This is a genomic window from Streptomyces sp. NPDC048383 (assembly GCF_040651775.1).
Lineage (GTDB): Bacteria > Actinomycetota > Actinomycetes > Streptomycetales > Streptomycetaceae > Streptomyces.
On the sequence record NZ_JBEZKS010000011.1, the window covers coordinates 18,779 to 44,034 of the forward strand.

Below are 25,256 nucleotides of genomic sequence, written 5' to 3' on the forward strand. Positions count from 1 at the left end.
CGACGGCGACGGCGGGGTGCCTCGGCCGACGGGTTGACGGGCGATCACCGGGGCCGTGTCCGCCGGGCGGCCCGTGACGCGCCGGACGGCGGCGGCCGCGTCCGCCCGGCGCTCCCCGGCCCGGCGCCGCCGGCCGCTCCTCGACCAGCGGCGGCAGCGCCTTCACGGCCGGCCCGAGTTCGCCGGCCCCCGGACGGCCGCCCGACGGCGGGCCACCGGGTCCGCGCACGACCCGGGGTGACGGGTCCGCCGGCCCCCGGGACCGGGACCTGCTGCCCCCGGGGGCGGGACCTTCGCCCGCTGCCGGCGGGCCCGGGGGCGGGGGGATGGTGGAGTCCGACGAACCTACGGAACCGTAGGTTCGAGTGATCCGAGGACGTGCGCCATGCCCCAGAGCCCCACGAACGCTCCCCCCGCGCAGCGCCCCTGGCTGATCCAGGGCGGCATGGGCGTCGGCGTCTCCGGCTGGCGGCTCGCCCGTGCGGTGTCCGTGACCGGGCAGTTGGGCGTGGTGTCCGGCACCGCGCTGGACGTCGTACTGGCCCGCGTCCTGCAGACCGGCGACCCGGGCGGTCACGCCCGCCGCGCCCTGGCCGCCTTCCCGTTGCCCGAGCTCGCGCAGATCGCCCTCGACTGCTGGTTCCGTGAGGAGGGCCTGCCCGACGACCGCACCCCGATGCGGACCACCCCGCGCCTGCGCGCGGCCGGCGGGGCCCCGGCGGAGGTCCTCACCGTCCTCGGCAACTTCGTCGAGGTCTGGCTCGCCAAGGAGGGACACGAGGGTGTCATCGGCATCAACTACCTGGAGAAGATCCAGCTGGCCACCGCCCCCGCGATGTTCGGCGCGATCCTGGCAGGCGTCGACCACGTGCTCGTGGGCGCGGGAGTCCCCGGTCAGATCCCGACCCTCGCCACCCGGTTGGTGCGCTGCGAACCCTGCGTGACCCGGGTCTCCGTCGTGGGTCAGGAGGAGCCGCTGGAGCAGCTCTTCGACCCGCGGGCGCTGCTCGCCGGGCACCTGCCCGGCCCGCTGCGCCGCCCGGAGGTGCTGGCCATCGTCTCGCTGCCGGTGCTCGCCGCCTACCTGGCCCGGGACGAGGCCACCCGTCCCGATGGCTTCGTCATCGAGACCAGCCGGGCCGGCGGCCACAGCGCCCCGCCGCGCGGGCCGATGACCCTGGACGCGGCGGGCGAACCCGTCTACGGACCGCGGGACCAGCCCGACCTCGCGCGGATGGCCGGGCTCGGGCTGCCGTTCTGGCTCGCGGGCGGCCAGGCCTCCCCGGAGGCGGTGGCCGCGGCCCGGGCGGCCGGCGCCGCCGGGGTGCAGATCGGCAGCGCCTTCGCGCTGTGCGAGGAGTCGGGGATGGCCCGGCACCTGCGCGAGGAACTCCTGGGCCGGGCGCACGCCGGCACCCTGACGGTCCGCAACGATCCGGGGGCCTCCCCCACCGCGTTCCCGTTCAAGGTGGCGCGGCTGCCGGGCACCGTGTCCGAACCGGAGGTGGCCGCCGCCCGGCGCCGGGTCTGCGACCTGGGGTTCCTGCGCACCCCGGTACGGGGGCGGCGCGGGCTGGTGTACCGGTGCGCGGCCGAGCCGGTGGCCGCGTACGTCCGCAAGGGCGGGGATCCCGCGGACGCCGAGGGCAAGCAGTGCCTGTGCAACGGCCTGCTGGCCACCATCGGCCTCGCGCAGCGCCGGCCGGGCGGGCGGACCGAGCCCCCGTTGGTGACGATCGGCAAGGACCTGTCGTTCCTGCCCCGGCTCTCCCCCGACGCCTCCCCTTATACGGCGGCGGACGTGGTCCGATGGCTGGAGCCCGGGGCGCGGCCGGCGACCTAGGGCCCGGGGCATCCGGCGGGTGGACGTGCGCGGGCCCGGCACCCCTGGGGGTGCCGGGCCCTCCTGCCGGTGTGGCGCGCGGTGCGACCCGCGGTCGGTCGGTGGTGCGGAGGGCCGATCAGTACCGGTCGTCCCCGTCCCAGTGGTCGCCGCGGTCGTCGCCGCGGCCGTCGTCGCCGTCGTGGCGGCCGCCGTGGTGGCCGTGCCCGTCGGTCGGCTTGAAGTACACGGAGCGGACGTTCAGGTTCCGTGCCTCGTCGCCCGGCTCCAGCACCTCCTGCGGCTCACCGCCGCAGTTGCGGTCCCCGAAGACCAGCGCGAGGGACCCGGTGTCGTTCACCACCTTGAAGGCCGGGTGGTTGCGCGTGCCCGGCAGCTGGTAGCAGGTGTCGTTGTCGGCCGGTTCGATCGACCGGCTGTGTACGTCGCCCTCCTCATCGGCGTACCGGTAGTACAGCTCGCCGAGCGAGTCGCGGTCGTGCCGGTCGCCGGCCATCGACTGGCCGGCGGTGGGCAGCACGAGCGCGAGGCTCGCGAGCAGCACGGTGGCTGTGGTGCGTAGACGCATGGGGGATCCGTTTCTCGTGGGTCCACGGATGCCTGTCCTGTCGGCATCCGCGGCCAACGTAGGAGCGACCCGCTCTGAAGAAACGTTTCTGCATACACAACGTGTTCGATGGTTCACCCTCCCGGGGCGGCCCCCCGAGCCACCCGCGTCCGTACGGCCCACCGCCCCGCCCCGCGGCTGCGGGGCGGGGCGGTGGACGGTCCGCACAGGGCGCTACGGCGCCCGCCGGCCCGGGGTTCAGCGCAGCAGGACGCCGCCCGGAGCCTCGGTGTCGACCGGGGCCGCGACCAACCCGAGTTCGGCCGGGGTGGCCAGCAGCGGGTGCGAGGGCAGCACCCGGACGGTGTAGCCGAACGGTCCCGTACGGTCGAGGGCGAGCGGGCCCTCGTACACCCACCGCCCCTCCAGGTCGGGCCCGGCGGCGGGCTTGAGCGGGAAGCTCCGGCCGTCCCGGATGACGTCCTGCGCGTCGACCCGGCCCGCGACGGCCTGCACCTCCACGTCCTCGGGCGTCAGCGAGTCGAGCGCCACCCGCACCCGCAGCGTGAGGGTGGCCCCCAGTTCGGCGGTGCCCCCGACGGGCGCCGCGGCGACGGCCTCCACGTGCTCGACGGCCACCCGCGACCAGACCGCCCGGACCCGGCCCTTCCACCAGGCCAGGTCCCGCGCGGCGTCGGCGGTCAGGGCGCGGTGGGAGCGGGCGGCGGGCGTGTAGAGCCGTTCCACGTACTCGCGGACCATCCGCCCCGCGAGCACCTTCGGTCCCAGGGACACCAGGGTGCGCCGGACCATCTCGATCCACCGCACGGGCAGCCCCGTGCGCCCGGTCCGGTCGTAGAACCGGGGCGCGACCCGGTTCTCGATCAGCTCGTAGAGGGCGCCGGCCTCCAGGTCGTCGCGCCGGTCCTCGTCCGTGCCGAGGCCGTCGGCGGTCGGGATGGCCCAGCCGAAGTCGGGCTCGAACCACTCGTCCCACCAGCCGTCCAGGACGGAGAGGTTCAGGCAGCCGTTGAGCGCCGCCTTCATCCCGCTGGTCCCGCAGGCCTCCAGCGGACGCAGCGGGTTGTTCAGCCAGACGTCGCAGCCCGGGTACAGCTTCTGCGCCATCGCCATGCCGTAGTCGGGCAGGAAGACGATGCGGTGGCGCACCCGCGGGTCGTCGGAGAACCGCACCAGCTCCTGCACGAGCCGCTTGCCGCCGTCGTCGGCCGGGTGCGCCTTGCCCGCGACGACGATCTGCACGGGCCGGTCCGGGTCCAGCAGCAGTCGGCGCAGCCGCTCGGGGTCGCGCAGCATCAGCGTGAGCCGCTTGTACGAGGGCACGCGCCGGGCGAAGCCGATGGTCAGCACGTCCGGGTCGAGGACGGAGTCCACCCAGCCCAGTTCCGCGTCCGCGGCCCCGCGCTGCTTCCAGGAGGCGCGCAGGCGGTCCCGTACCTCCTGTACCAGTTGCTCGCGCAGCACCCGGCGCACGTCCCACACGTCCTGGTCGGCGATCTGAGCGACGGCGTCCCAGCGGGCGGAGCCGCCGACGGCGAGGGCGTCCTCGGTGCGCCCGGACCCGATCTGGCGGGCGCCGAGCCGCATGACCTCGGGGGCGACCCAGGTGGGGGCGTGCACCCCGTTGGTCACGGACGCGATGGGTACGTCGACGGGGTCGAAGCCCGGCCAGAGCCCGGCGAACATGCCCCGACTGACGGCCCCGTGGAGGGTGGAGACACCGTTGGCCCGCTGCGCGAGGCGCAGTCCCATGACGGCCATGTTGAACACCCCGGGGTCGCCGCCGGGGTACGACTCCGCGCCGAGTTCCAGGATCCGGTCGACGGGTACGCCGGCCAGTTCGGCGGCCTCGCCGAAGTGCCGGGCGACCAGGGCCCGCTCGAAGCGGTCGATGCCGGCCGGGACGGGGGTGTGGGTGGTGAACACCGTCCCGGCGCGCACGGCTTCGACGGCGGCGTCGAAGCCGAGGCCGCGCTCCCCTTCCAGTTCCCTTATGCGTTCGAGCCCGAGGAAACCGGCGTGTCCCTCGTTGGTGTGGAAGACCTCGGGGTCGGGGTGCCCGGTGATCCGGCAGTACGTGCGCACCGCGCGCACGCCGCCGATCCCCAGCAGCATCTCCTGGAGGAGCCGGTGGTCGCTGCCGCCGCCGTAGAGGCGGTCGGTCACCTCGCGGGCGACGGCGTCGTTGTCCTCGACGTCGGAATCCAGGAGGAGCAGCGGGACGCGGCCGACGCGGGCCTGCCAGACGTGGGCGTGCAGGGATCGGCCGCCGGGCAGGGTGAGCGAGACCCGGGCGGGGGCGCCGTCGTCCTCGCGCAGCAGCGAGACGGGCAGTTCGTTGGGGTCCAGGACCGGATAGTGCTCCTGCTGCCAGCCGTCACGGGACAGGGACTGGCGGAAGTAGCCGTGGCGGTAGAGGAGTCCGACGCCGATGAGGGGTACGCCGAGGTCACTGGCGGCCTTGAGGTGGTCGCCGGCGAGGATGCCGAGGCCACCGGAGTATTGGGGGAGGGCGGCGGTGATGCCGAACTCGGGGGAGAAGTAGGCGATCCCGGCGGGCAGGTCGGCGACGTTCTCCTGGCTCTGGTACCACCTGCCGCCGTGGAGGTAGTCATCGAGGTCGGCGACGGCGACGGCGAGCCGGCGCAGGAACCGCCGGTCGGCGGCGAGTTCCGCGAGTCGGGCCGCGGGCACGGCGCCGAGCAGCCGGACGGGGTCGCCGCCGGCGGCCTGCCAGCCTTCGGGATCGACGGATTGGAAGAGTTCTCGGGTTTCCGTGTGCCAGGACCAGCGCAGGTTGCGCGCGAGTTCGGCGAGCGGCACGAGGGGTTCGGGGAGGACGGGGCGCACGGTGAATCGACGGATAGCCTTCACGTGTTCCACCTTCGCAGGGGATGACGGATCGGAGCGGCCGCACCACGCTGTGCACCCGCGCATCGCCCCCGGAAGGCTAGCGGCGAACCCCGCCCCGGACCATCCCGCCCCTGCGGGGCGTCATCCGTGCGCGGGGCCGGCGGCGGTCAGCAGGGCGTCCAGGCAGGGGCGGAGGGTCGGGGGCACGCTCGCGCGGTCCAGTGCGCGCAGGGCGGCGCGGGCCGACGGTGGCAGGAAGCGGACGAGTTGCAGCAGGGCCCCCAGTTCGGTCTCCAGCGCGGAGGGGTCCGGTTCGTGCGCGGCGGCGCGGGCCAGGGCGGCGCACAGCAGGGCGCCGGTCTCGGGGTCCCAGGAGTCGGGCCAGTCCGCGGCCCCGGCGGCGGCCAGTTCCCGCACCCGCGGATCGGGGGCCCGCAGCAGGCGTACGTACTCCCGGGCGCGCGGGTCGGCTTCGAGGCGGTCCCACTCCCCCAGCTCCCGCGCGCCGGGGCCCGAGAGCAGCACCCGCGCCGAGGCGCCGGTGCCCAGTCGGTCGGCGGCCCGGCCGTAGGTCTCGATGCGCTCCAGCACCACCCGGGCCCCGAGCGGGGTGCGCAGGCCGAGGCCGGTGCAGGGTATGCCGCGCAGGCAGCGCACGACGGCCCGGGTGCCGGCGCCGACGGGTTCCACGGGGCCGGACACCTGGAGCCGGCCCGCCCGGGCGAGCAGCCTGGCCAGCACCGGGGGCGGGGAGGGCATGACGGCGAGCCGACCGAGGTCGGTGTCGTCGAGGCCGGTCTCCACGGTGGGCAGCGCGGCCAGCTGCGCCGCCAGCGCGCCGGGGTCCTCCTCCTCGCGGGCCGCGCTGACCAGCGCGGCGGCCAGGACCCGTTCCGCTTCGGGCCCCCACAGGGTGTCGGCGGCCTCCCGGGCGGCGGCCTCGCGCAGCCGGGGGTCGGGCGCGCGCAGGCGCCGTACGAGGGGATATTCCTGCTGCTCCATCGGACCCATGCCAGGCATTGTCGCGCCTGCGGGCCGGGCGGGCACCGGGTGGGCGCACGCCGGCGGAATCCTCCCGTCCGCCCGACCGCGCGCCCTGGTCGGGATCCGGTCGTACGGCCCGTCGGACGGCTCGTCGGACGGCCCGTGGGGCGGCCGGTGGGGCGGTCCGTCGGGCGGTCCGTCAGGCGTCGGTGGCCAGGCGGGCGTGGAGGTGCTCGTCGTGCCATCCGTCGGCGTGCAGCAGGGCGCCGCGCAGGGTGCCCTCCAGCGGGAAGCCGGCGTTGACCGCGACGGCGCAGGAGGCGGGGTTCGCCACGGAGTGACAGATCCGCAGCCGGTGCAGACGGCACTCCTCGAACGCCCATCGGGATACGACCGTCACGGCCTGTCCGACCGCGCCCCGGCCGCGGCCGGCGGGCAGCAGCCAGTAGAGGAACTCCGCGCTCGCGCCGGACCGATCGATGTCGGCCAAACCGACGAGTCCCACCGCGGCGCCCGCGGTCCCGTCCCCGTCGGGGTGCGCCACCGCCCAGGCGGCGCCCTCGCCCGCCTCCCAGCGTCGCGCCCAGCGCTCGATCCGTTCGACGGCGCCGGCCGGCGTCATCGGCTCGGTCCGGTTCCAGTGCCGGATGTCCGGATCCTCGTGCGCCGAGGCCAGGACCTGCGCGTCCGTGGCCCGCCAGGGGCGCAGGACCATGCCGCACGGCAGCGCGAACACCGGTTGCGGCGCCCCTTCCGCACCCCTCGATGGCGGTACTCCCGGGGCTGCCGGGACGGGTGGGACGGAGACCTCGTCGCTGTACATCGCTTTTTCCTCACCGACTTGACGGAGCGTCGGCACCCGGCGATCCGGTCCTTTGTGCGCCACGTGCCACTACGTACGAGTAGTTAACCAACGGCTCGGATTGGACGGGGTGTGCGTGGGGCAGGGCTCTGCGGGTACGCGCGGTACACGCACGGCGCACCCGCCCACCCCTTTCCCCGCCACCCGAGTGAACGCGGACAGGAGCGGCCATGCCCGCAGCCCAGCCGTCTTCCGAGCGGCTAGAAACAGAGCGAACAGAGCGTGCACTACCAGCCGTGATACCGGCTGGCCTGTTGTCACCGAGCCCTGCGAACTGCCCCCAGGTGATCCCATCATGATCGGTCGCATTCCCGTGCTGGACGTCCGCCCTGCCGTCGACTGCGGCGCCAGACCCGCCAAGGCGGTCGCGGACGAAGTCTTCGAGATCTCCGCCACCGTGTTCCGCGAGGGCCACGACGCCGTGGCCGCACACGTAGTACTGCGCGATCCGAGCGGGCGCCTGCGCCCGCCGATCCCGATGCGCGAACTCGCCCCCGGCACCGACCGGTGGGGGGCCCGGATCTCCGCCGAGACCGAGGGGAGGTGGACGTACACCGTCGAGGCGTGGAGCGATCCGGTCGCCACGTGGCGGTCACACGCCGCGATCAAGATCCCGGCGGACATCGATACCGGTCTCGTCCTGCTGGAAGGCGCGGAGCTCTACGAGCGGGCCGCCGCCAAGATTCCCAAGCGGGACGGCCGCGCCGCGGTGCGCGACGCCGCCGCGATCATGCGCGACGAGGACCGGACCGTCGCCGAGCGGTACGCGGTCGCGCTCGCGCCCGAGGTGGACGCCGCCTTCGCCAAGCGCCCGTACCGCGAGCTGGTCAGCGCCGCCAAGGCACTGCCGCTGCTGGTCGAGCGCAAGCGCGCCCTCTTCGGTTCCTGGTACGAGATGTTCCCCCGCTCCGAGGGAGCGGTGCTGGAGCCCGGCTCGGCCCCGGTCAGCGGTACCTTCCGGACCGCCGCCGAGCGGCTGCCCGCGATCGCGGACATGGGCTTCGACGTGGTGTACCTGCCGCCCATCCACCCCATCGGCTCCACCTACCGCAAGGGCCCCAACAACACGCTGTCGGCGGGCAGTTGGGACCCGGGCGTACCGTGGGCCATCGGCTCCACGGAGGGCGGGCACGACGCGGTCCACCCCGAGCTCGGCACCATCGAGGACTTCGACGCCTTCGTGGCCCGGGCCCGCGAACTGGAGCTGGAGATCGCGCTGGACTTCGCGCTCCAGTGCTCCCCCGACCACCCGTGGGTGGAGAAGCACCCCGAGTGGTTCCGGCACCGGGCCGACGGGACGATCGCGTATGCCGAGAACCCGCCGAAGAAGTACCAGGACATCTACCCGGTCCACTTCGACGCCGACATGGCCGGCATCGTCGCGGAGACCTGCCGGATCCTGCGGTACTGGATGGACCACGGCGTACGGATCTTCCGCGTCGACAACCCGCACACCAAGCCGGTGGTCTTCTGGCAGAAGGTGATCGCGGACATCAACAAGTCCGACCCGGACGTGATCTTCCTGGCCGAGGCCTTCACCCGCCCGGCCATGATGCGGGCCCTGGCGGCCGTCGGGTTCCAGCAGTCGTACACGTACTTCACCTGGCGCAACACGAAGTCCGAGCTGACGGAGTACGTGAGCGAGCTGGCGGACGACCGTTCGGCCTCGGTCATGCGGCCGAACTTCTTCGTCAACACGCCCGACATCCTGCACGAGTACCTCCAGCACGGCGGCCGCCCCGCGTTCGAGGTCCGCGCGGTCCTGGCCGCCACCCTCTCCCCCACCTGGGGGGTCTACGCGGGCTACGAGCTGTGCGAGAACGCCCCGGCGAAGCCGGGCAGCGAGGAGTACCTGGACTCCGAGAAGTACGAGTTCCGGCCACGCGACTGGGCCGCCGCCGAACGCGAGGGCCGCACCATCGCCCCGCTCATCACCACCCTGAACCGGGTGCGCCGGCTCAATCCCGCCCTTCAGCAATTGCGGGACATCCACTTCCACTCGACCGACAACGAACAGGTGATCGCCTATTCGAAGCACGCGGGCGCCAATTCCGTACTGGTGGTCGTCAACCTCGATCCGCACCACACCCAGGAGGCGACGGTCTCGTTGGACATGCCGGTACTCGGCCTCGACTGGCACGGGTCCCTCGCGGTGCGCGACGAGCTCACCGGCGATACCTATCACTGGGGCAGGGCGAACTACGTACGCCTGGAGCCGGGCCGCACGCCCGCACACGTACTGGCCGCGCTGCGACCGTCCCCGCCCACCGGAGGGTCACCCACCACATGATGATCAACGATCCCGTCCATGACACCTTCGAGGACACCCCCGCCAAGGACCGCGACCCCGACTGGTTCAAGCGGGCGGTCTTCTACGAGGTCCTCGTCCGCTCCTTCCACGACAGCAACGGCGACGGCGTCGGTGACCTCAAGGGGCTCACCGCCAAGCTGGACTACCTCCAGTGGCTCGGCGTCGACTGCCTCTGGTTGCCGCCGTTCTTCGCCTCACCCCTGCGCGACGGGGGCTACGACGTCTCCGACTACACCTCCGTGCTGCCCGAGTTCGGCGACCTCGCCGACTTCGTGGAGTTCGTGGACGCCGCGCACACCCGCGGCATGCGGGTGATCATCGACTTCGTCATGAACCACACGAGCGACCAGCACGAGTGGTTCCAGCAGTCCCGCAATGACCCCGACGGGCCGTACGGCGACTACTACATGTGGGCCGACAACGACAAGCAGTACCAGGACGCCCGCATCATCTTCGTCGACACCGAGTCCTCGAACTGGACGTACGACCCCGTACGCAAGCAGTACTACTGGCACCGCTTCTTCTCGCACCAGCCGGACCTCAACTACGAGAACCCGGCCGTCGTCGAGGAGATCGTGTCCGCCCTGCGCTTCTGGCTGGACCTCGGCATCGACGGCTTCCGCCTCGACGCCGTGCCCTACCTGTACGCCGAGGAGGGCACCAACTGCGAGAACCTCCCGCGCACCCACACCCTGCTCAAGCGGGTCCGGGCGGAGATCGACACGCACTACCCGGACACGGTGCTGCTCGCCGAGGCCAACCAGTGGCCCGAGGACGTCGTCGACTACTTCGGCGACTACGCGAAGGGCGGGGACGAGTGCCACATGGCGTTCCACTTCCCCGTCATGCCGCGCATCTTCATGGCCGTCCGAAGAGAGTCCCGCTACCCCGTCTCGGAGATCCTGGCGAAGACCCCGGCGATCCCGGAGAGCTGCCAGTGGGGCATCTTCCTGCGCAACCACGACGAGCTGACCCTCGAAATGGTGACGGACGAAGAACGCGACTACATGTACGCCGAGTACGCCAAGGACCCGCGGATGCGGGCCAACATCGGCATCCGGCGCCGGCTCGCCCCGCTCCTGGACAACGACCGCAACCAGATCGAGCTGTTCACCGCCCTGCTGCTGTCCCTGCCCGGCTCGCCGATCCTCTACTACGGCGACGAGATCGGCATGGGCGACAACATCTGGCTCGGCGACCGCGACGGCGTCCGCACCCCGATGCAGTGGACCCCGGACCGCAACGCCGGTTTCTCCTCGTGCGATCCGGGCAGGCTGAACCTGCCGGTCATCATGGACCCGGTCTACGGGTACCAGGTCACCAACGTCGAGGCGGCCATGGCATCGCCCTCGTCGCTGCTGCACTGGACCCGGCGACTGATCGAGATCCGCAAGGCGAACCCCGCCTTCGGCCTCGGTTCGTACACGGAACTGCCCTCGTCCAACCCGGCCGTCCTCGCGTTCCTCCGCGAGCTCGACGACGACCTGGTGCTGTGCGTGCACAACTTCTCGCGCTTCGCGCAGCCCACCGAGCTGGACCTGAGGTCGTTCAACGGGCGGGTCCCGGTGGAGCTCACGGGTGACGTGCGCTTCCCGCCGATCGGCCAATGGCCGTACCTGCTGACCCTGGCGGGACACGGCTTCTACTGGTTCCGCCTGCGGAGCGACCAGCGCTCCGACTGACGGACCGAGCAGGGGGGCGGGCACTCCTTTGGGTCAATCGCCCGCCCCTGTACGGATCATCCTGACCCGACACTCGCACATACCGGAGAAGCAACTGCCGCACATCCGGGACACTCTGCGCATTCTGTGACGGCCCGGGGAAAGGACGCGACGCCATGTCGGAGGCTGCATCCGCCCGGAGCCGGCTGACGGCCGACCGGGCCGCCGGGATCGGCCCGCTGGAACCCATGCTGAGGGCCTGGTTGCCCGCACAGCGCTGGTTCGCGGGCAAGGGCCGCACCATCAGCAGGTTGAGGGCCGTTTCGGCGGCCGAACTGCTGCCGCCGGGATCCACTCCCGGCCTGCTCCACCTGCTCCTCGACGTGGACGGGGACTGCTACCAGCTGCTGCTGGGCATCCGCCCGTCCCCGCTCCCGCCCGCCCTCGCGCCCGCACTGATCGGGACCGCCGAGGACGGCCCGTACGCGGGCAGGGCGGTCTACGAGGCGCTGGGCGATCCCCGGCTCGCCGCCATGCTGCTGGAGCGACTGCGCTCCCCCGGCACCCTCGGCCCGCTCCGTTTCGACCGGGACCCCCAGGCCCCGGTCCCGGCCGGGCTCCCACCCCGGCCGCTCTCGGGGGAGCAGACCAACTCCTCCCTCATCTACGGAGATTCGTTCATCCTCAAGGTGTTCCGCCGCGTCGGACCCGGCGTCAACCCGGACCTGGAACTGCCCCGGGCACTGGCCGACGCCGGCTGTTCGCGGGTACCCGCGCCCGTCGCCTGGTACGAGGCCGTGCTGCCCGGGCCCGAGCCGCTGACCCTCGGCGTGCTCCAGCCGTACCTGCGCGGTTCCGACGACGGCTGGCAGCTGGCCCTGCGCCGGCTGGCCGCCGGCGCCGACTTCACCGCGGAGGCGCACGCGCTGGGTCGGGCCACCGCCGAGGTGCACAGCGCCCTCGCCTCCGCCCTGCCCACCATCGCGCTGGGGCCCGAGCAGACCGCCCGGCTCGCCGCCGGGATGACCGCCCGGCTCGCCGCCACCGCGCGCGAGGTGCCCGCGCTCCAGCCCTACGAGGCCGGCCTGCGCGGCGCCTTCGACGCCCTGGCCGCGTCCCGGGGGACCGGGGTCCGAGCCCAGCGCATCCACGGCGACCTGCACCTGGGGCAGACCCTGCGCACCGTCGACGGCAGCTGGGCGCTGATCGACTTCGAGGGCGAACCGGCCCGCTCGCTCGCCGACCGGCGCCGACCGGAACCGGCCGTCCGCGACATCGCCGGGATACTGCGTTCCTTCGACTACGCCGCCCGCTCGCACCGGCCGTTCGCCCCCGCCTGGGCGGACGCCTGCCGGGCCGCGTTCTGCGAGGGCTACGCCCGCACCACCGGCCGGGACCCGCGCGAGGACCCCGTCCTGCTGCGCGCGTACGAGACCGACAAGGCGGTGTACGAGGCCCGCTACGAGTCCCGTCACCGACCCGACTGGCTGCACGTCCCGATGGCGGCGATCCGCCGCCTGTCGGAACCGCAGCGGCCCGCCCACCGCGTGCCGCCGACCCCGCCCGCCCCCGGTTCCGTTTCCCCGCATCCGCATCCGAAGCCCCCGAGGAGGCCGCTCGCGTGAGCGCCGCACGACAGCCGTCACCGACCGTCCGCGACGAAACCGCCCCCGAGACCGGGAAGAAGCCCCGTACCCCGCGGGCCCGGCGGGCCGACCCGCAGCACGGCGGCGTGCGGCCCGCGCCCCCGCTCGCCGCGGAGGAACGCTTCCGGCTGCTGGAGGGCCGCCACCACGACCCGCACGGGGTGCTGGGGGCGCGCGCCCAGCGGGGCGGGGTCGCCTTCCGGGTGCTGCGTCCGTACGCGAAGTCCGTGACGGTCGTGGCGAAGGGGCTGCGGGCCGAGCTCTTCGACGACGGGGACGGGCTGTTCTCGGGGCTGCTGCCGCTGACCGACGTGCCGGACTACCGACTGCTGGTGACGTACGACGGTGACGAGGTGGAGCTGCACGACCCGTACCGGTTCCTGCCCGCCCTCGGCGAACTGGACCTGCACCTGATCGGCGAGGGCCGGCACGAGGAGCTGTGGACGGCGCTCGGCTCGGAGCCCATGGAGCACCAGGGCGTGGCGGGCACCCGGTTCACCGTGTGGGCGCCGAACGCGCAGGGCGTCCGGGTCACGGGCGACTTCTCGTACTGGGACTCGGTCGCCTTCCCGATGCGCTCGCTCGGCTCGTCCGGGGTGTGGGAGCTCTTCCTGCCGGGGGTGGGCGAGGGGACCCTGTACAAGTACGACATCACGCGCCCGGACGGCAGCCACACCGTCCGCGCGGACCCGATGGCCCGGTACGCGGAGGTCCCGCCGGCGACCGCCTCGGTGGTGACCGCCTCCCGGTACGCCTGGCAGGACGCCGACTGGATGCGGACGCGCGGCGAGCGGCCGCCGCACCAGGCCCCGTTCTCCGTCTACGAGTTGCACCTGGCGTCCTGGCGGCCCGGCCTCGGCTACCGGCAGCTCGCCGAGCAACTCCCGGCGTACGTCAAGGAGCTGGGCTTCACCCACGTGGAGCTGATGCCGGTCGCCGAGCACCCCTTCGGCGGTTCCTGGGGCTACCAGGTCACCGGTTTCTACGCGCCGACCTCGCGGATGGGCACCCCGGACGACTTCCGGTTCCTGGTGGACTCGCTGCACCGGGCGGGCATCGGGGTGATCGTGGACTGGGTGCCGGCGCACTTCCCGCGCGACGAGTGGGCGCTCGCCGAGTTCGACGGCCGGCCGCTGTACGAGCACGGTGACCCGCGCCGGGCCGCGCACCCGGACTGGGGGACGTTGGAGTTCGACTACGGCCGCAAGGAGGTCCGCAACTTCCTCGTCGCCAACGCCGTGTACTGGTGCCAGGAGTTCCACATCGACGGCCTGCGCGTGGACGCGGTGGCCTCGATGCTGTACCTGGACTACTCGCGCGAGGACGGCGAGTGGTCGCCGAACGAGCACGGCGGCCGGGAGAACCTGGACGCGGTGGCCTTCCTCCAGGAGATGAACGCGACGGTCTACCGGCGCTGCCCGGGCGTGATGACGATCGCGGAGGAGTCCACGGCGTGGGACGGGGTGACCCGGCCGACGGACTCGGGCGGGCTCGGCTTCGGTCTGAAGTGGAACATGGGCTGGATGCACGACACCCTGCGGTACGTGTCGAAGGAGCCGGTGCACCGCAAGTACCACCACAACGACATGACGTTCGGGATGGTGTACGCGTTCAGCGAGAACTACGTGCTGCCGATCTCGCACGACGAGGTGGTGCACGGCAAGCGGGCGCTGGTATCGAAGATGCCCGGCGACTGGTGGCAGCAGCGGGCCACGCACCGGGCGTACCTGGGGTTCATGTGGGCCCACCCGGGCAAGCAACTGCTCTTCATGGGACAGGAGTTCGCGCAGGGCTCGGAGTGGTCGGAGGCGCACGGGCCGGACTGGTGGCTGCTGGACTCCTCCTACTCGGCGGCCGGTGACCACCGGGGCGTGCGCGACCTCGTCCGGGACCTGAACCACACCTACGGGGCGACGCCGGCGCTGTGGGAGCGGGACACCGTTCCGGAGGGCTTCGCCTGGGTGGCGGGGGACGCGGCCGACGACAACGTGCTGGCGTTCCTGCGGTTCGCGCAGGACGGCTCGCAGCTGCTGTGCGTCTCCAACTTCTCCCCGGTGGTCCGGCACGCGTACCGGATCGGGGTGCCGGAGGAGGTGCCCGCGTGGCGGGAGGTCCTCAACACCGACCGCCAGGTCTACGGCGGGAGCGACGTCCACCACGCCGCGCCGCTGCGGCCCGAGCCGGTGCCGACCCAGGGGCGGGCGGCGAGCCTGCGGCTGACGCTCCCGCCGATGGCGACGATCTGGCTCAAGCCGTAGCGGGCCGCTCCCGGAGTTCGCGCACCTCTTGGAGCTCCTGGAGCAGCTTGCGCTTGGGGCGGGCCCCGACCATCCGGCGGAGGGGCTCGCCGTCGCGCAGGACGAGCAGGGTCGGCATGGACAGCACCCCGTACCGCGTGACGGTGCCGGGGTTGCTGTCCGCGTCGATCACGACGACCTTGAGGCGGTCGGCCTCCTCCTCGGCGATCGCCGCCAGGACGGGGGCGAGCTGACGGCAGGGTCCGCACCAGGCGGCGGTGAACTCCACCAGTACGGTGCGCTCGCGTTCCCGCAGCACCTCGGCCTCGAAGTCGACGTCGGTCACCTCGATGACGGCGGACCTGCGGTCGGTTCCCTCGGTGTGGGGCATGGCGTTCCCTCTCGTGGCGTGGTGGTCGGTGGGGGCGGGACGTCCGGGGCCGGGGCCGGGGCCGGATTCCGGTTCGAGTTCGGGTTCCGGCACTGGTCCTGGCCCCGGTCCGGGTTCCGGTCAGCCCGTCATCTCGCAGCGCGGCGCGGCCGTCGGGCCGGCGCTCTCCTCGGCGGTGGCCAGTTGGTGGGCCACCTGCTCCCGTACGTCGGCCAGCCGGCCGATCAGCGCGTCGAGTTCCGCGAGCTTGCGGCGGTAGACGGCGAGGGAGGCCGGGCAGGAGTCACCGGCCGGATGGCCGGCCCGCAGGCAGTCGACGAACGGCCGGGTCTCCTCCAGCTCGAAGCCGACGTCCTGGAGCGTCCGGATCTGGCGCAGCAGGCGCAGGTCGTCCTCGTCGTAGCTGCGGTAGCCGTTGTCGGCGCGCCGCGCGTCGAGGAGGCCGCGGCTCTCGTAGTAGCGCAGCGTCCGTGTGCTGGTGCCGGCCCGTCGGGCCAGTTCGCCGATTCGCATGCCGCGACCGTAGACCTTGACGCCGACGTCAAGGCAAGGAGCCCGTCGGGAGGGGGCCCTCGCCACCCCCGTATGCGAGGGCCCCCCGGTACGGATCACGTACGGGCCGGGCGGCGGGTTCAGGGCCTGTGACGGGGATCACTTCACGGGTGTGGCCGGGCAGCTGAAATGGAGTGGCCAAATCCGTACTCTATAAATGGATCTTCGACTGATCCGATTACCGGACAGTCGCAGGGAAACCGGCCCAAAGCCCTTATCTTCATAGGACTTTCCTACGAGTTATGAGCTTGTTTGAACGGTTGGTAGTCGCCAAGCCTTGGCCACTTCTACCGTGTGCCCTGTGCACTCCAGCCCACCTTTCAATGCCCCCGCCGCGCGTCGTCTGCGTGCGGCCCTGGGCATGGCTCCCGGTCATGTCGCCTACGGCCTGCGAGCCCAGTACGGACTGCTCGTCGCGCCCGAGACCGTCATGGCCTGGGAGCGCGGCGAACAATCGCCGAGCTCGACCGAGCTCACGGCCCTCGCCGGCGTGCTCTGGTGTTCCCCGGCGGAGTTGCTCGCCGAGCCGGTCACCCTGCGGGAACACCGCGTCGCCCGCGGCTTCGACCCCGACGACCTGGCCCGCCGGGTCGGGATCGAAGCGAACGCGTACCAGAAGATGGAGGACACCGGGCGCTGGAAGGGCAACGAGCGGCAGTCCGCCGCCCTGGCCTCGGTGCTCGGCCTGACGCTTGCCCAGTTCATCACCGCGACCGGCAAGCACGACGAGCTCACCGACCTGCTCCGCAGCGCGGTGACCACCCGCTGGCAGGCGTACGTGAAACCGCTCGCCAAGCTCCTCCCGGTGCCCAAGGCCAACCTGGAACGGGCACTGGAGCTCCTGCACGGCGACTACCAGGCCCGGATGGTGTCCACCCTGAGCTGGGGCGGCGCCGAGGGCGCCGGGGCCGGAACCTCGGGCCGGGAGTTCCTCGCGGAGATCACCGACCGGTTCTGGGCCCTGGTCGGCGGTGCGGGATAGGACACACCGCCACCCCTCGGCCCGGCACGGCGAACGGCCCCGGGCGCTTCGCGGAGGAGGCGCACCGGGGCCGTTCGGCGGGTGAGGTGGGGCCGCGGGTCCCGGCCGGGCGTTCCGGTCAGAAGACCGACTCGGCCTCGTACATCCGGGCCTCGGGGACGGTCTTCAGCTCGGTGACGGCGTGGGCCAGCGGGGCCATCACGATGTCGGTGCCGCGCAGCGCGGTCATGTTGCCGAACTCGCCGCGGTGGACGGCCTCCACCGCGTGCCAGCCGAAGCGGGTCGCGAGGACCCGGTCGTAGGCGGTGGGGGTGCCGCCGCGCTGGACGTGACCGAGGATGACCGGACGGGCCTCCTTGCCGAGCCGGTGCTCCAGCTCGACGGCCAGGCGGTTGCCGATGCCGGCGAAGCGCTCGTGCCCGTACTGGTCGATGGCGCCCTTCTCGTACGGCATGGAACCCTCGGCCGGGTGTGCGCCCTCCGCCACGCAGACGACCGCGAACTTCTTGCCGCGGGCGAAGCGTTCCTCCACCATCTTGACCAGGGCGTCCACCTCGAAGGGGCGCTCCGGCAGACAGATGCCGTGGGCGCCGCCGGCCATGCCGGATTCCAGGGCGATCCAACCGGCGTGCCGGCCCATGACCTCGACGACCATCACCCGCTGGTGCGATTCGGCGGTGGTCTTCAGCCGGTCGATGGCCTCGGTGGCCACCATGACGGCGGTGTCGAAACCGAAGGTGCGGTCCGTGGAGGAGATGTCGTTGTCGATGGTCTTCGGTACGCCGACGACGGGCATTCCCGCGTCGGACAGCATGCGGGCGGCGGTCAGGGTGCCCTCGCCGCCGATCGGGATGAGCGCGTCGATCTCGTACCGCCTGGCCAACTCGGCCGCGTTCTCGGCGGCTTCGTGGAGGCGGGCGCGCTCCATGCGGGCCGAGCCGAGGATCGTGCCGCCGCGGGCGAGGATGCCGCTGACGGCGTTGATGTCGAGGGGGCGGTAGTGGCCGTCGAGCAGGCCCTTGAAGCCGTCCTCGAAGCCGATGACCTCGTCCCCGTGACCGACGACGGCGCGGTGTACGACCGACCGGATGACAGCGTTCAGGCCCGGGCAGTCGCCGCCTGCGGTGAGAACTCCGATACGCATCGTGCTGTGTCTCCTGCTCCTGGTCGTACCTGGCCGTACGCGTGCGGGCGGACAGCCGTACATATGAAGGGCGTATTGATGCCGCCTGTCCGATTGTTCCACGTGCCCGGGGGGCCGCGCGCTGCGCGCCACTCCGCCCACCGGGCCTTTCGACCCTCCCACAGGGCCTTTGTTCCGGCGGGCGCCCTATCCATTGGCGGAGGTATTGTCAAGGGGTCGAGCCCTACGCATTCGGGATGAACGACGCACGGATCGGCCCGCCGCACGGTGGGGCGCCACGACCATCACAGACCACGGACGGAGAGCACGCGTGACGCGCAGCGTGTACGTGACCGGTATCGAGCGGGGGGACGGCCGGCAGGTCGTCGAGCTGGGGATCATGGAGCTCCTGACCCGGCAGACGGGCCGGGTGGGCGTGTACCGCCCCCTGCTCCACGACGCCCCGGACCGGCTCTTCGACCTGCTCAAGGCCCGCTACCGGATCGAGCAGGACGCGGCCACCGCCTACGGCATGGAGTACCACGAAGCCTCCGCCATCCTGGCCGAGAAGGGTACCGACGAGCTGGTCTCCCGGCTGGTCGACCGCTTCCACCGGGTGGCCCGCGACTACGAGGTCATGCTGGTCCTCGGCACCGACTACGCCGACACCAACCTCCCCGACGAGCTGGCGCTGAACGCCCGCCTCGCCAACGAGCTCGGCGCGGTCGTCGTCCCCGTCGTGGGCGGCACCAAGCACCCCGCCGAGGCCGTGCGCGCCGAGACCCGCAACGCGTACCGCGCCTACGAGAGCCTGGGCTGCCACGTCGTGGCGATGGTCGTGAACCGGGTGGCCCCCGAGGACCGCGACGTCATAGCCGAACGGCTGGCCGCCCGGCTCCCCGTCCCGTGCTACGTGCTGCCGGACGACAAGTCGCTGTCCGCCCCGACCGTCGCGCAGATCACCCGCGCGCTCGGCGGCGAGGTGCTCCTGGGCGACGAGGCGGGGCTGGCGCGCGACGCCGTCGACTTCGTCTTCGGCGGCGCGATGCTGCCGAACTTCCTGAACGCCCTGACGCCCGGCTGCCTCGTGGTCACCCCCGGGGACCGCTCCGACCTCGTCATCGGCGCGCTCGCCGCGCACACCTCCGGCACCCCGCCGATCGCCGGCGTCCTGCTGACCCTGAACGAGCGGCCCGGACAGGACATCCTGACGCTGGCCTCGAAGCTGGCGCCCGGTACGCCCGTCGTCTCGGTGGCCGGCAACAGCTTCCCGACCGCCGCCGAGCTGTTCTCCCTGCAGAGCCGCCTGAACTCGGCGACCCCGCGCAAGCTGGAGACCGCCCTCGGCCTCTTCGAGCGGCACGTCGACACCGCCGAGCTGCGCGGGCTGCTGTCGGTGGCCCGCTCCGAGCGCGTCACCCCGATGATGTTCGAGCACGAGCTGCTGGAGCGGGCGCGCGCCGAGCGGCGCCGGGTGGTGCTGCCCGAGGGCACCGAGGAGCGGGTGCTGCGCGCCGCCGACGTGGTGCTGCGCCGCGGGGTCTGCGACCTGACCCTGCTGGGCGAGGAGCCGGCCATCCTGAAGAAGGCGGCCGACCTGGGCATCGACATCTCCGGCGCGCAGCTGATCGACCCGGCGACCTCACCGCTGCGCGAACGCTTCGCCGAGTACTACGCGAAGGCCCGCGCCCACAAGGGGATGACCGTCGAGCTGGCCAACGACGTGGTCACGGACGTCAATTACTTCGGCACCCTGATGGTCCAGGAGGGGCTCGCCGACGGCATGGTCTCCGGCTCGGTGCACTCCACCGCGGCCACCATCCGCCCCGCCTTCGAGATCATCAAGACGAAGCCCGACGCGGCGATCGTCTCCTCGGTGTTCTTCATGTGCCTGGCCGACAAGGTCCTCGTCTACGGGGACTGCGCGGTCAATCCGGACCCCGACGCCGAGCAGCTCGCGGACATCGCCGTGCAGGCCTCGGCCACGGCCGCCGCGTTCGGCGTCGAGCCGCGGATCGCGATGCTCTCGTACTCCACCGGCACCTCGGGTTCCGGGGCCGACGTGGACAAGGTCCGCAAGGCCACCGAGATCGTCCGGTCGCAGCGGCCCGACCTGCTGATCGAGGGGCCGATCCAGTACGACGCCGCCGTGGAGCCCTCGGTCGCCGCGACCAAGCTGCCCGAGTCCGACGTGGCCGGACGGGCGACCGTGCTGATCTTCCCCGATCTCAACACGGGCAACAACACCTACAAGGCCGTGCAGCGTTCGGCGGGCGCCGTGGCGGTCGGCCCGGTGCTCCAGGGTCTGCGCAAGCCGGTCAACGACCTGTCGCGCGGCGCGCTGGTGCAGGACATCGTCACCACCGTGGCGATCACCGCGATCCAGGCCCAGAACCAGGGAACGCGGAGCCCGGAGGTTCCGGCCGCCCCGGCCCCCGGGGCCTGACCCCGACCGGCCCGCCCGCATCCCCCACCGAACGCGACCAGGAAAGACCTTCATCGTGACCGCATCGCGCGTACTCGTCCTCAACTCCGGCTCCTCGTCGGTGAAGTACCAGCTCCTCGACATGGCGGACCGGTCCCGGCTGGCCGCCGGCCTGGTGGAGCGCATCGGCGAGGAGACCTCGCGGCTCACCCACGAACCGCTGACCGGGCCGGGTGCCGCGGCCGGCAAGCGCGAGCGGTCCGGCCCGATCGCCGACCACGGGGCCGCGTTGAAGGCGGTCGCGGCGGAACTGGCCGCCGACGGCATGGGGCTGGACTCCCCCGAACTGGCGGCCGTGGGCCACCGGGTGGTGCACGGCGGGACCCGCTTCACCGAGCCGACGGTCATCGACGACGAGGTGCTCGCGGAGATCCGCAGCCTGATCCCGCTGGCCCCGCTGCACAACCCGGCGAACGTCACCGGCATCGAGGTGGCGCGCGAGCTGCGTCCCGACCTCCCGCAGGTCGCGGTGTTCGACACCGCCTTCCACGCGACGATGCCGGAGCACGTGGCCCGGTACGCGATCGACGCGGCCACGGCCGACCGGTACGCCATCCGGCGGTACGGCTTCCACGGCACCTCCCACGCCTACGTCTCCCGGGCCGCCGCCCGGCTGCTGGGCAAGCCGGTGGAGGACGTGAACGTGATCGTGCTGCACCTGGGCAACGGTGCCTCCGCCTCGGCCGTGCGGGGCGGCGTGTGCGTGGAGACGTCCATGGGGCTGACGCCGCTGGAGGGCCTGGTCATGGGGACCCGCTCGGGCGACCTGGACCCGGCGGTGATCTTCCACCTGGCGCGGGTGGGCGGCCTGTCCATCGACGAGATCGACTCGCTGCTCAACAAGAAGAGCGGTCTGCTGGGTCTGTGCGGCGACAACGACATGCGCGAGGTGCAGCGGCGGGCCGACGGGGGCGACACCGCGGCCCGGCTGGCCCTGGACGCGTACGTGCACCGGCTGAAGAAGTACATCGGTGCCTACACGGCGGTGCTGGGTCGGGTGGACGCGGTGGTGTTCACCGCGGGCGTCGGCGAGAACGCGGCCGGAATCCGGGCAGCAGCGGTGCGGGGGCTGGAGGAGCTGGGCCTGGCGCTGGACCCGGAGGCCAACGCGGCGAGGTCCTCCGAGCCCCGACTGGTGTCAGCCGAGTACGCCAGGGTGGCGGTGGCCGTGGTCCCCACCGATGAGGAACTGGAGATCGCCACCCAGGCGCACGCGCTGGTTACCCACTAGTCACTTGGACTTTCCACCAGACGGAATATTCCGCTACGAAACAAACGGATAGGATCCGCTTCATGCGCCGTTCCAAAATCGTCTGCACGCTGGGCCCCGCCGTCGACTCGTATGAGCAGCTGAAAGCGCTCATCGAGGCAGGTATGAACGTGGCCCGATTCAACTTCAGCCACGGATCCCAGGCAGAGCACCAGGAGCGGTACGACCGCGTCCGGAAGGTCTCCGAGGACATCGGCCGGGCGGTCGGCGTCCTCGCCGACCTCCAGGGTCCGAAGATCCGCCTGGAGACCTTCGCCGAGGGTCCCGTCGAGCTGGTGCGCGGTGACGAGTTCACCATCACCATCGAGGACGTCCCCGGTGACAAGTCCATCTGTGGCACCACCTACAAGGGTCTCCCGGGCGACGTGTCCAAGGGCGACCAGGTCCTGATCAACGACGGCAACGTCGAGCTCCGCGTGACGGGGGTCGAGGGCCCGCGGGTCAAGACCATCGTCATCGAGGGCGGTGTCATCTCGGACCACAAGGGCATCAACCTGCCGGGTGCCGCCGTGAACGTCCCCGCCCTGTCGGAGAAGGACGTCGACGACCTGCGGTTCGCCCTGCGGATGGGCTGCGACATGGTCGCCCTGTCCTTCGTCCGGGACGCCGGCGACATCAAGGACGTCCACAAGGTCATGGACGAGGAGGGCCGCCGGGTCCCCGTCATCGCCAAGGTCGAGAAGCCGCAGGCCGTCGAGAACATGGCCGCCGTGGTGGACGCCTTCGACGCGGTCATGGTGGCCCGCGGCGACCTGGCCGTCGAGTACCCGCTCGAAAAGGTCCCGATGGTCCAGAAGCGGCTCATCGAGATGTGCCGCCGCAACGCCAAGCCGGTGATCGTCGCGACCCAGATGATGGAGTCGATGATCACCAACTCGCGCCCGACGCGCGCCGAGGCGTCCGACGTCGCCAACGCGATCCTCGACGGCGCGGACGCGGTCATGCTGTCCGCGGAGTCCTCGGTCGGCGCCTACCCGATCGAGACCGTCAAGACGATGTCCAAGATCGTCACGGCGGCCGAGGAGGAGCTCCTGTCCAAGGGCCTCCAGCCGCTGGTCCCGGGCAAGAAGCCCCGTACCCAGGGCGGCTCCGTCGCCCGCGCGGCCTGCGAGATCGCGGACTTCCTCGACGGCAAGGCGCTCATCGCCTTCACCCAGTCCGGGGACACGGCCCGCCGGCTCTCGCGCTACCGCGCGACCCAGCCGATCCTGGCCTTCACCACGGACGTCAACACCCGCAACCAGCTCACGCTGAGCTGGGGCGTCGAGTCCTACGTCGTCCCGCACGTGGACAACACGGACGCGATGGTCGACCTCGTCGACGGGGAGCTGCACAAGCTGGCCCGCTACAACGAGGGCGACACCATGGTCATCACGGCCGGCTCGCCCCCCGGTGTCCCGGGCACCACCAACATGGTGCGCGTCCACCACGTCGGCGGCTCCACCCGCGACTGACCCGGCGGCTCCGCCGCCGGAACGGCTCTGCCGCACAGAGCGAGGGCGGCACCCCGGATCATCGGGGTGCCGCCCTCGGTGCGCGTGCGGGTTGCTGCGGTTACTTCGGGCCGATGTAGTTCTTGAGGCCCGGGACGGTGAGGTTGCCGCCGAACTGGCCGGCCTGGACGACCTTGACGTTCGTGAAGAACGCGAAGGGGACGTTCAACGGCGGCGGGCTGTTCGGGGTGAACTCGATCGGGATGAGTCCGAACAGGTTCCCCTTGAGGCTCTCGGTGTACATCGTCACCTTGCCGCCGCGGATCGTGGACGTGGAACCCGGGCGGGACTTCAGCTGGGCGGTGTTCGCGCCCGTCCCGACCGTTTGGTACAGGTCCTTGATGTCGAGCGAGTCCGCCGTGAACTTCAGGACCTTCTTGGTCTTGCCGCCCGCGGTCTTCACCTCGACGATGCCCTCGTAGTCGAGGCCGTAGAGGGTCAGCAGCGAGCTGTCGAGGTACCAGGGCTCGTCGGGCAGGAGCGGGACGCCCGGCTCCAGCTTCGCGTCGGCCAGCGCCTTGGCGTCGTAGGTCGGGCAGGGGAAGGGTTCCTTCCCGTCCGGGTCCTTCGTCGCCTCGTCGTCGGTGTCCTCGTCCTTGGCGTCCTTGGCGTCCTTGTCCTTGGCGGCCTTGTCCTTGTCGGCCTCGGCGTCCTTCGGGTCCTTGTCGTCCTTCGGGTCCTTGGCGGGCGTCCTGCCCGTCTCGTCCTTGGGGGACTTCGCGGAGTCCTTGACGTCCTGCGGCAGTTCCTTGACCGGTACGCCGGCCTTGTTCGCCGCGTCGCGGATCGCGTCCGCGGCCGGGTCCGGGGTCTGCGCACCGCTCGGAGTGGGCGCGGGCGGCGGGGTGGCCGGCTTCTTCGCGTCCTGGAGGGGCTTGCCGAGCTCGTCGAAGAGGCCCTTGACGGCATCCCCGACACCCAGCGGGTCCAGCGGGTCGGGCGTCTTCGACGCCGAGGGGGACGGGGCCGTGCTCGTGGAGGGCGCCGTCGTGGGGGTCTGCTTCCCGGTCGTCGCGGCCCCGGAGGGCTTGACGGCGGAGGGCGGCTTCGTCGCCGAGGGGGTCGCCCCCGGCTTCGGTGCGCCGGTCGTGCTCGGCGAGGGGCCGGCGCTGGGCGACGTACTCGGTGACGGCGTCGTCGACGGGGAACCGCTCGGCGACGGCGAGGCCGACTCCGCGGGCTCGTCGGAACGCGTCACGCACGGGCCGGGCGCGAAGGGGATGTCCTTCTCGTCGGCCAGCGCCATCTTCGGCGCCATGCCCATCCCTACGAACACGGCCGTCGGCATCGCCGCCAGCGCCATCGTCTTGCCGACGGGTATCTGGAGCTTGTTCAGCAGCGACTTCCTGGGCGCCGCGTGCCGCGGGCCCTTTCTCTCACGGGACTCTGCGCCTGGGGCCACGCCCCGCTGCGTCTCGTCACCCCGCACTGTTCCTCCCGCCATCGGCGTGGGCAGTCGTCTCGGTCAGGTGCGCCGTTTCCGTGTCGCGGGGAGCCGGGACGCCGTACGGGTTGCCCGCCGGCACCTCCGTCTTGGCCGCCGCCGCCTCGGCCTCGGCCTCGGCTTGCGCCTCCGCCTCCTCGTCCACCGGTTCGCCGGGAGCCCACGACAGGGCGAGGGCGCCGCCGATCATGGAGGAGAGGAAGCCCATGAAGAAGCCGCCGAGGTTGGACACCGGGATCGACACCAGGGCCAGCAGGATCGCGGCGACACCCGCGAACACGCGGATGGTCTGCTGGAACCAGAGGGCCAGCCCGAGCGTGATCAGCAGGACCCCGATGATGAGCGCGCCGGCCCCGCCCGTCGTGGCCATCGCGAGGGTGACGTTGCCCAACCGCAGGTCCGCGTAAGGGAAGTAGGCGATCGGTACACCGCCGAGGAGCGTGAACAGGCCAGCCCAGAAGGGACGGCGGCCTCTCCAGGCGCGGAATTGGTGGTACACCACGGTGAGCCAAGCGTCGTCTGCGGCGCGAACCGGGGCCTGGGGGTTCATG

General features: G+C 72.2%; 18 protein-coding genes. 9 read left to right on the plus strand and 9 right to left on the minus strand.

The genetic code is table 11. From position 1 onward, the window contains the following. The first annotated feature begins 385 nt into the window (after positions 1 to 385). Positions 386 to 1,843, plus strand: a complete 1,458-nt coding sequence (locus AB0D46_RS10470; protein ID WP_362876897.1) for a nitronate monooxygenase — start codon at positions 386 to 388, stop codon at positions 1,841 to 1,843. Between the two features lie 118 nt (positions 1,844 to 1,961). Here AB0D46_RS10470 and AB0D46_RS10475 read toward each other — a convergent pair whose 3' ends face one another. From AB0D46_RS10475 to AB0D46_RS10490, 4 genes are all read right to left on the minus strand, one after another. Next, positions 1,962 to 2,411, minus strand: coding sequence for a hypothetical protein (locus AB0D46_RS10475; RefSeq protein ID WP_362876898.1), 450 nt, complete (start codon positions 2,409 to 2,411; stop codon positions 1,962 to 1,964). 237 nt (positions 2,412 to 2,648) lie between these two features. Continuing rightward, on the minus strand, positions 2,649 to 5,285 hold the full coding sequence (gene glgP, locus AB0D46_RS10480) for an alpha-glucan family phosphorylase (protein WP_362876899.1): 2,637 nt from the start codon (positions 5,283 to 5,285) through the stop codon (positions 2,649 to 2,651). Positions 5,286 to 5,405: 120 nt separating this feature from the next. Continuing rightward, positions 5,406 to 6,275 (minus strand): hypothetical protein, encoded by an 870-nt coding sequence (locus tag AB0D46_RS10485; RefSeq protein WP_362876900.1) that lies wholly within the window; start codon positions 6,273 to 6,275, stop codon positions 5,406 to 5,408. Positions 6,276 to 6,447: 172 nt separating this feature from the next. Next, positions 6,448 to 6,984, minus strand: a complete 537-nt coding sequence (locus AB0D46_RS10490; RefSeq protein WP_362876901.1) for a GNAT family N-acetyltransferase — start codon at positions 6,982 to 6,984, stop codon at positions 6,448 to 6,450. A gap of 421 nt (positions 6,985 to 7,405) precedes the next feature. Here AB0D46_RS10490 and AB0D46_RS10495 point away from each other — a divergent pair, with 421 nt between their 5' ends. From AB0D46_RS10495 to glgB, 4 genes are all read left to right on the plus strand, one after another. Next, positions 7,406 to 9,400 (plus strand): alpha-1,4-glucan--maltose-1-phosphate maltosyltransferase, encoded by a 1,995-nt coding sequence (locus tag AB0D46_RS10495; protein ID WP_362876902.1) that lies wholly within the window; start codon positions 7,406 to 7,408, stop codon positions 9,398 to 9,400. Further along, on the plus strand, positions 9,397 to 11,103 hold the full coding sequence (treS, locus tag AB0D46_RS10500) for a maltose alpha-D-glucosyltransferase (RefSeq protein WP_362876903.1): 1,707 nt from the start codon (positions 9,397 to 9,399) through the stop codon (positions 11,101 to 11,103). Before AB0D46_RS10495 ends, treS begins: the two co-directional genes overlap by 4 nt. A 155-nt stretch (positions 11,104 to 11,258) precedes the next feature. Next, on the plus strand, positions 11,259 to 12,707 hold the full coding sequence (locus AB0D46_RS10505; RefSeq protein WP_362876904.1) for a maltokinase: 1,449 nt from the start codon (positions 11,259 to 11,261) through the stop codon (positions 12,705 to 12,707). Next, complete coding sequence (glgB, locus tag AB0D46_RS10510) at positions 12,704 to 14,986, plus strand: 1,4-alpha-glucan branching enzyme (RefSeq protein ID WP_362876905.1); 2,283 nt, start codon at positions 12,704 to 12,706, stop codon at positions 14,984 to 14,986. The genes AB0D46_RS10505 and glgB overlap by 4 nt, the downstream gene beginning before the upstream one ends. On the opposite strand, the gene AB0D46_RS10515 is transcribed toward glgB, so the two are convergent. Next, positions 14,976 to 15,356 carry a thioredoxin domain-containing protein gene (locus tag AB0D46_RS10515; RefSeq protein ID WP_362876906.1) on the minus strand — a complete coding sequence of 127 codons (381 nt, stop codon included), beginning with the start codon at positions 15,354 to 15,356 and terminating at the stop codon, positions 14,976 to 14,978. The genes glgB and AB0D46_RS10515 overlap by 11 nt on opposite strands. 120 nt (positions 15,357 to 15,476) lie before the next feature. Next, entirely contained in the window at positions 15,477 to 15,869 is a 393-nt protein-coding gene (locus AB0D46_RS10520) for a MerR family transcriptional regulator (protein WP_362876907.1), read from the minus strand. Positions 15,870 to 16,269: 400 nt separating this feature from the next. On the opposite strand from AB0D46_RS10520, the gene AB0D46_RS10525 reads away from it, so the two are divergent. Continuing rightward, a complete protein-coding gene (locus AB0D46_RS10525; RefSeq protein ID WP_362876908.1) occupies positions 16,270 to 16,890 on the plus strand; it encodes a helix-turn-helix domain-containing protein in 621 nt (206 codons plus the stop codon). A 118-nt stretch (positions 16,891 to 17,008) separates the two neighbouring features. Here AB0D46_RS10525 and AB0D46_RS10530 read toward each other — a convergent pair whose 3' ends face one another. Next, positions 17,009 to 18,034: an ATP-dependent 6-phosphofructokinase gene (locus AB0D46_RS10530; protein WP_362876909.1), complete on the minus strand. Its 1,026-nt coding sequence runs from the start codon at positions 18,032 to 18,034 to the stop codon at positions 17,009 to 17,011. 310 nt (positions 18,035 to 18,344) lie between these two features. Between AB0D46_RS10530 and pta the strand changes: the two genes are divergently transcribed. From pta to pyk, 3 genes are all read left to right on the plus strand, one after another. Continuing rightward, a complete protein-coding gene (gene pta, locus AB0D46_RS10535) occupies positions 18,345 to 20,459 on the plus strand; it encodes a phosphate acetyltransferase (protein ID WP_362876910.1) in 2,115 nt (704 codons plus the stop codon). A 55-nt stretch (positions 20,460 to 20,514) separates the two neighbouring features. Continuing rightward, positions 20,515 to 21,729, plus strand: a complete 1,215-nt coding sequence (locus AB0D46_RS10540) for an acetate kinase (RefSeq protein WP_362876911.1) — start codon at positions 20,515 to 20,517, stop codon at positions 21,727 to 21,729. A 62-nt stretch (positions 21,730 to 21,791) separates the two neighbouring features. Further along, positions 21,792 to 23,222, plus strand: coding sequence for a pyruvate kinase (gene pyk / locus AB0D46_RS10545; RefSeq protein WP_362876912.1), 1,431 nt, complete (start codon positions 21,792 to 21,794; stop codon positions 23,220 to 23,222). Between the two features lie 100 nt (positions 23,223 to 23,322). Here the strand turns inward: pyk and AB0D46_RS10550 are convergent, their stop codons facing one another. Beyond that, entirely contained in the window at positions 23,323 to 24,690 is a 1,368-nt protein-coding gene (locus tag AB0D46_RS10550) for a hypothetical protein (RefSeq protein ID WP_362876913.1), read from the minus strand. Next, positions 24,680 to 25,255, minus strand: coding sequence for a DUF6114 domain-containing protein (locus AB0D46_RS10555; protein WP_362876914.1), 576 nt, complete (start codon positions 25,253 to 25,255; stop codon positions 24,680 to 24,682). Before AB0D46_RS10555 ends, AB0D46_RS10550 begins: the two co-directional genes overlap by 11 nt. Position 25,256: the final 1 nt, after the last annotated feature.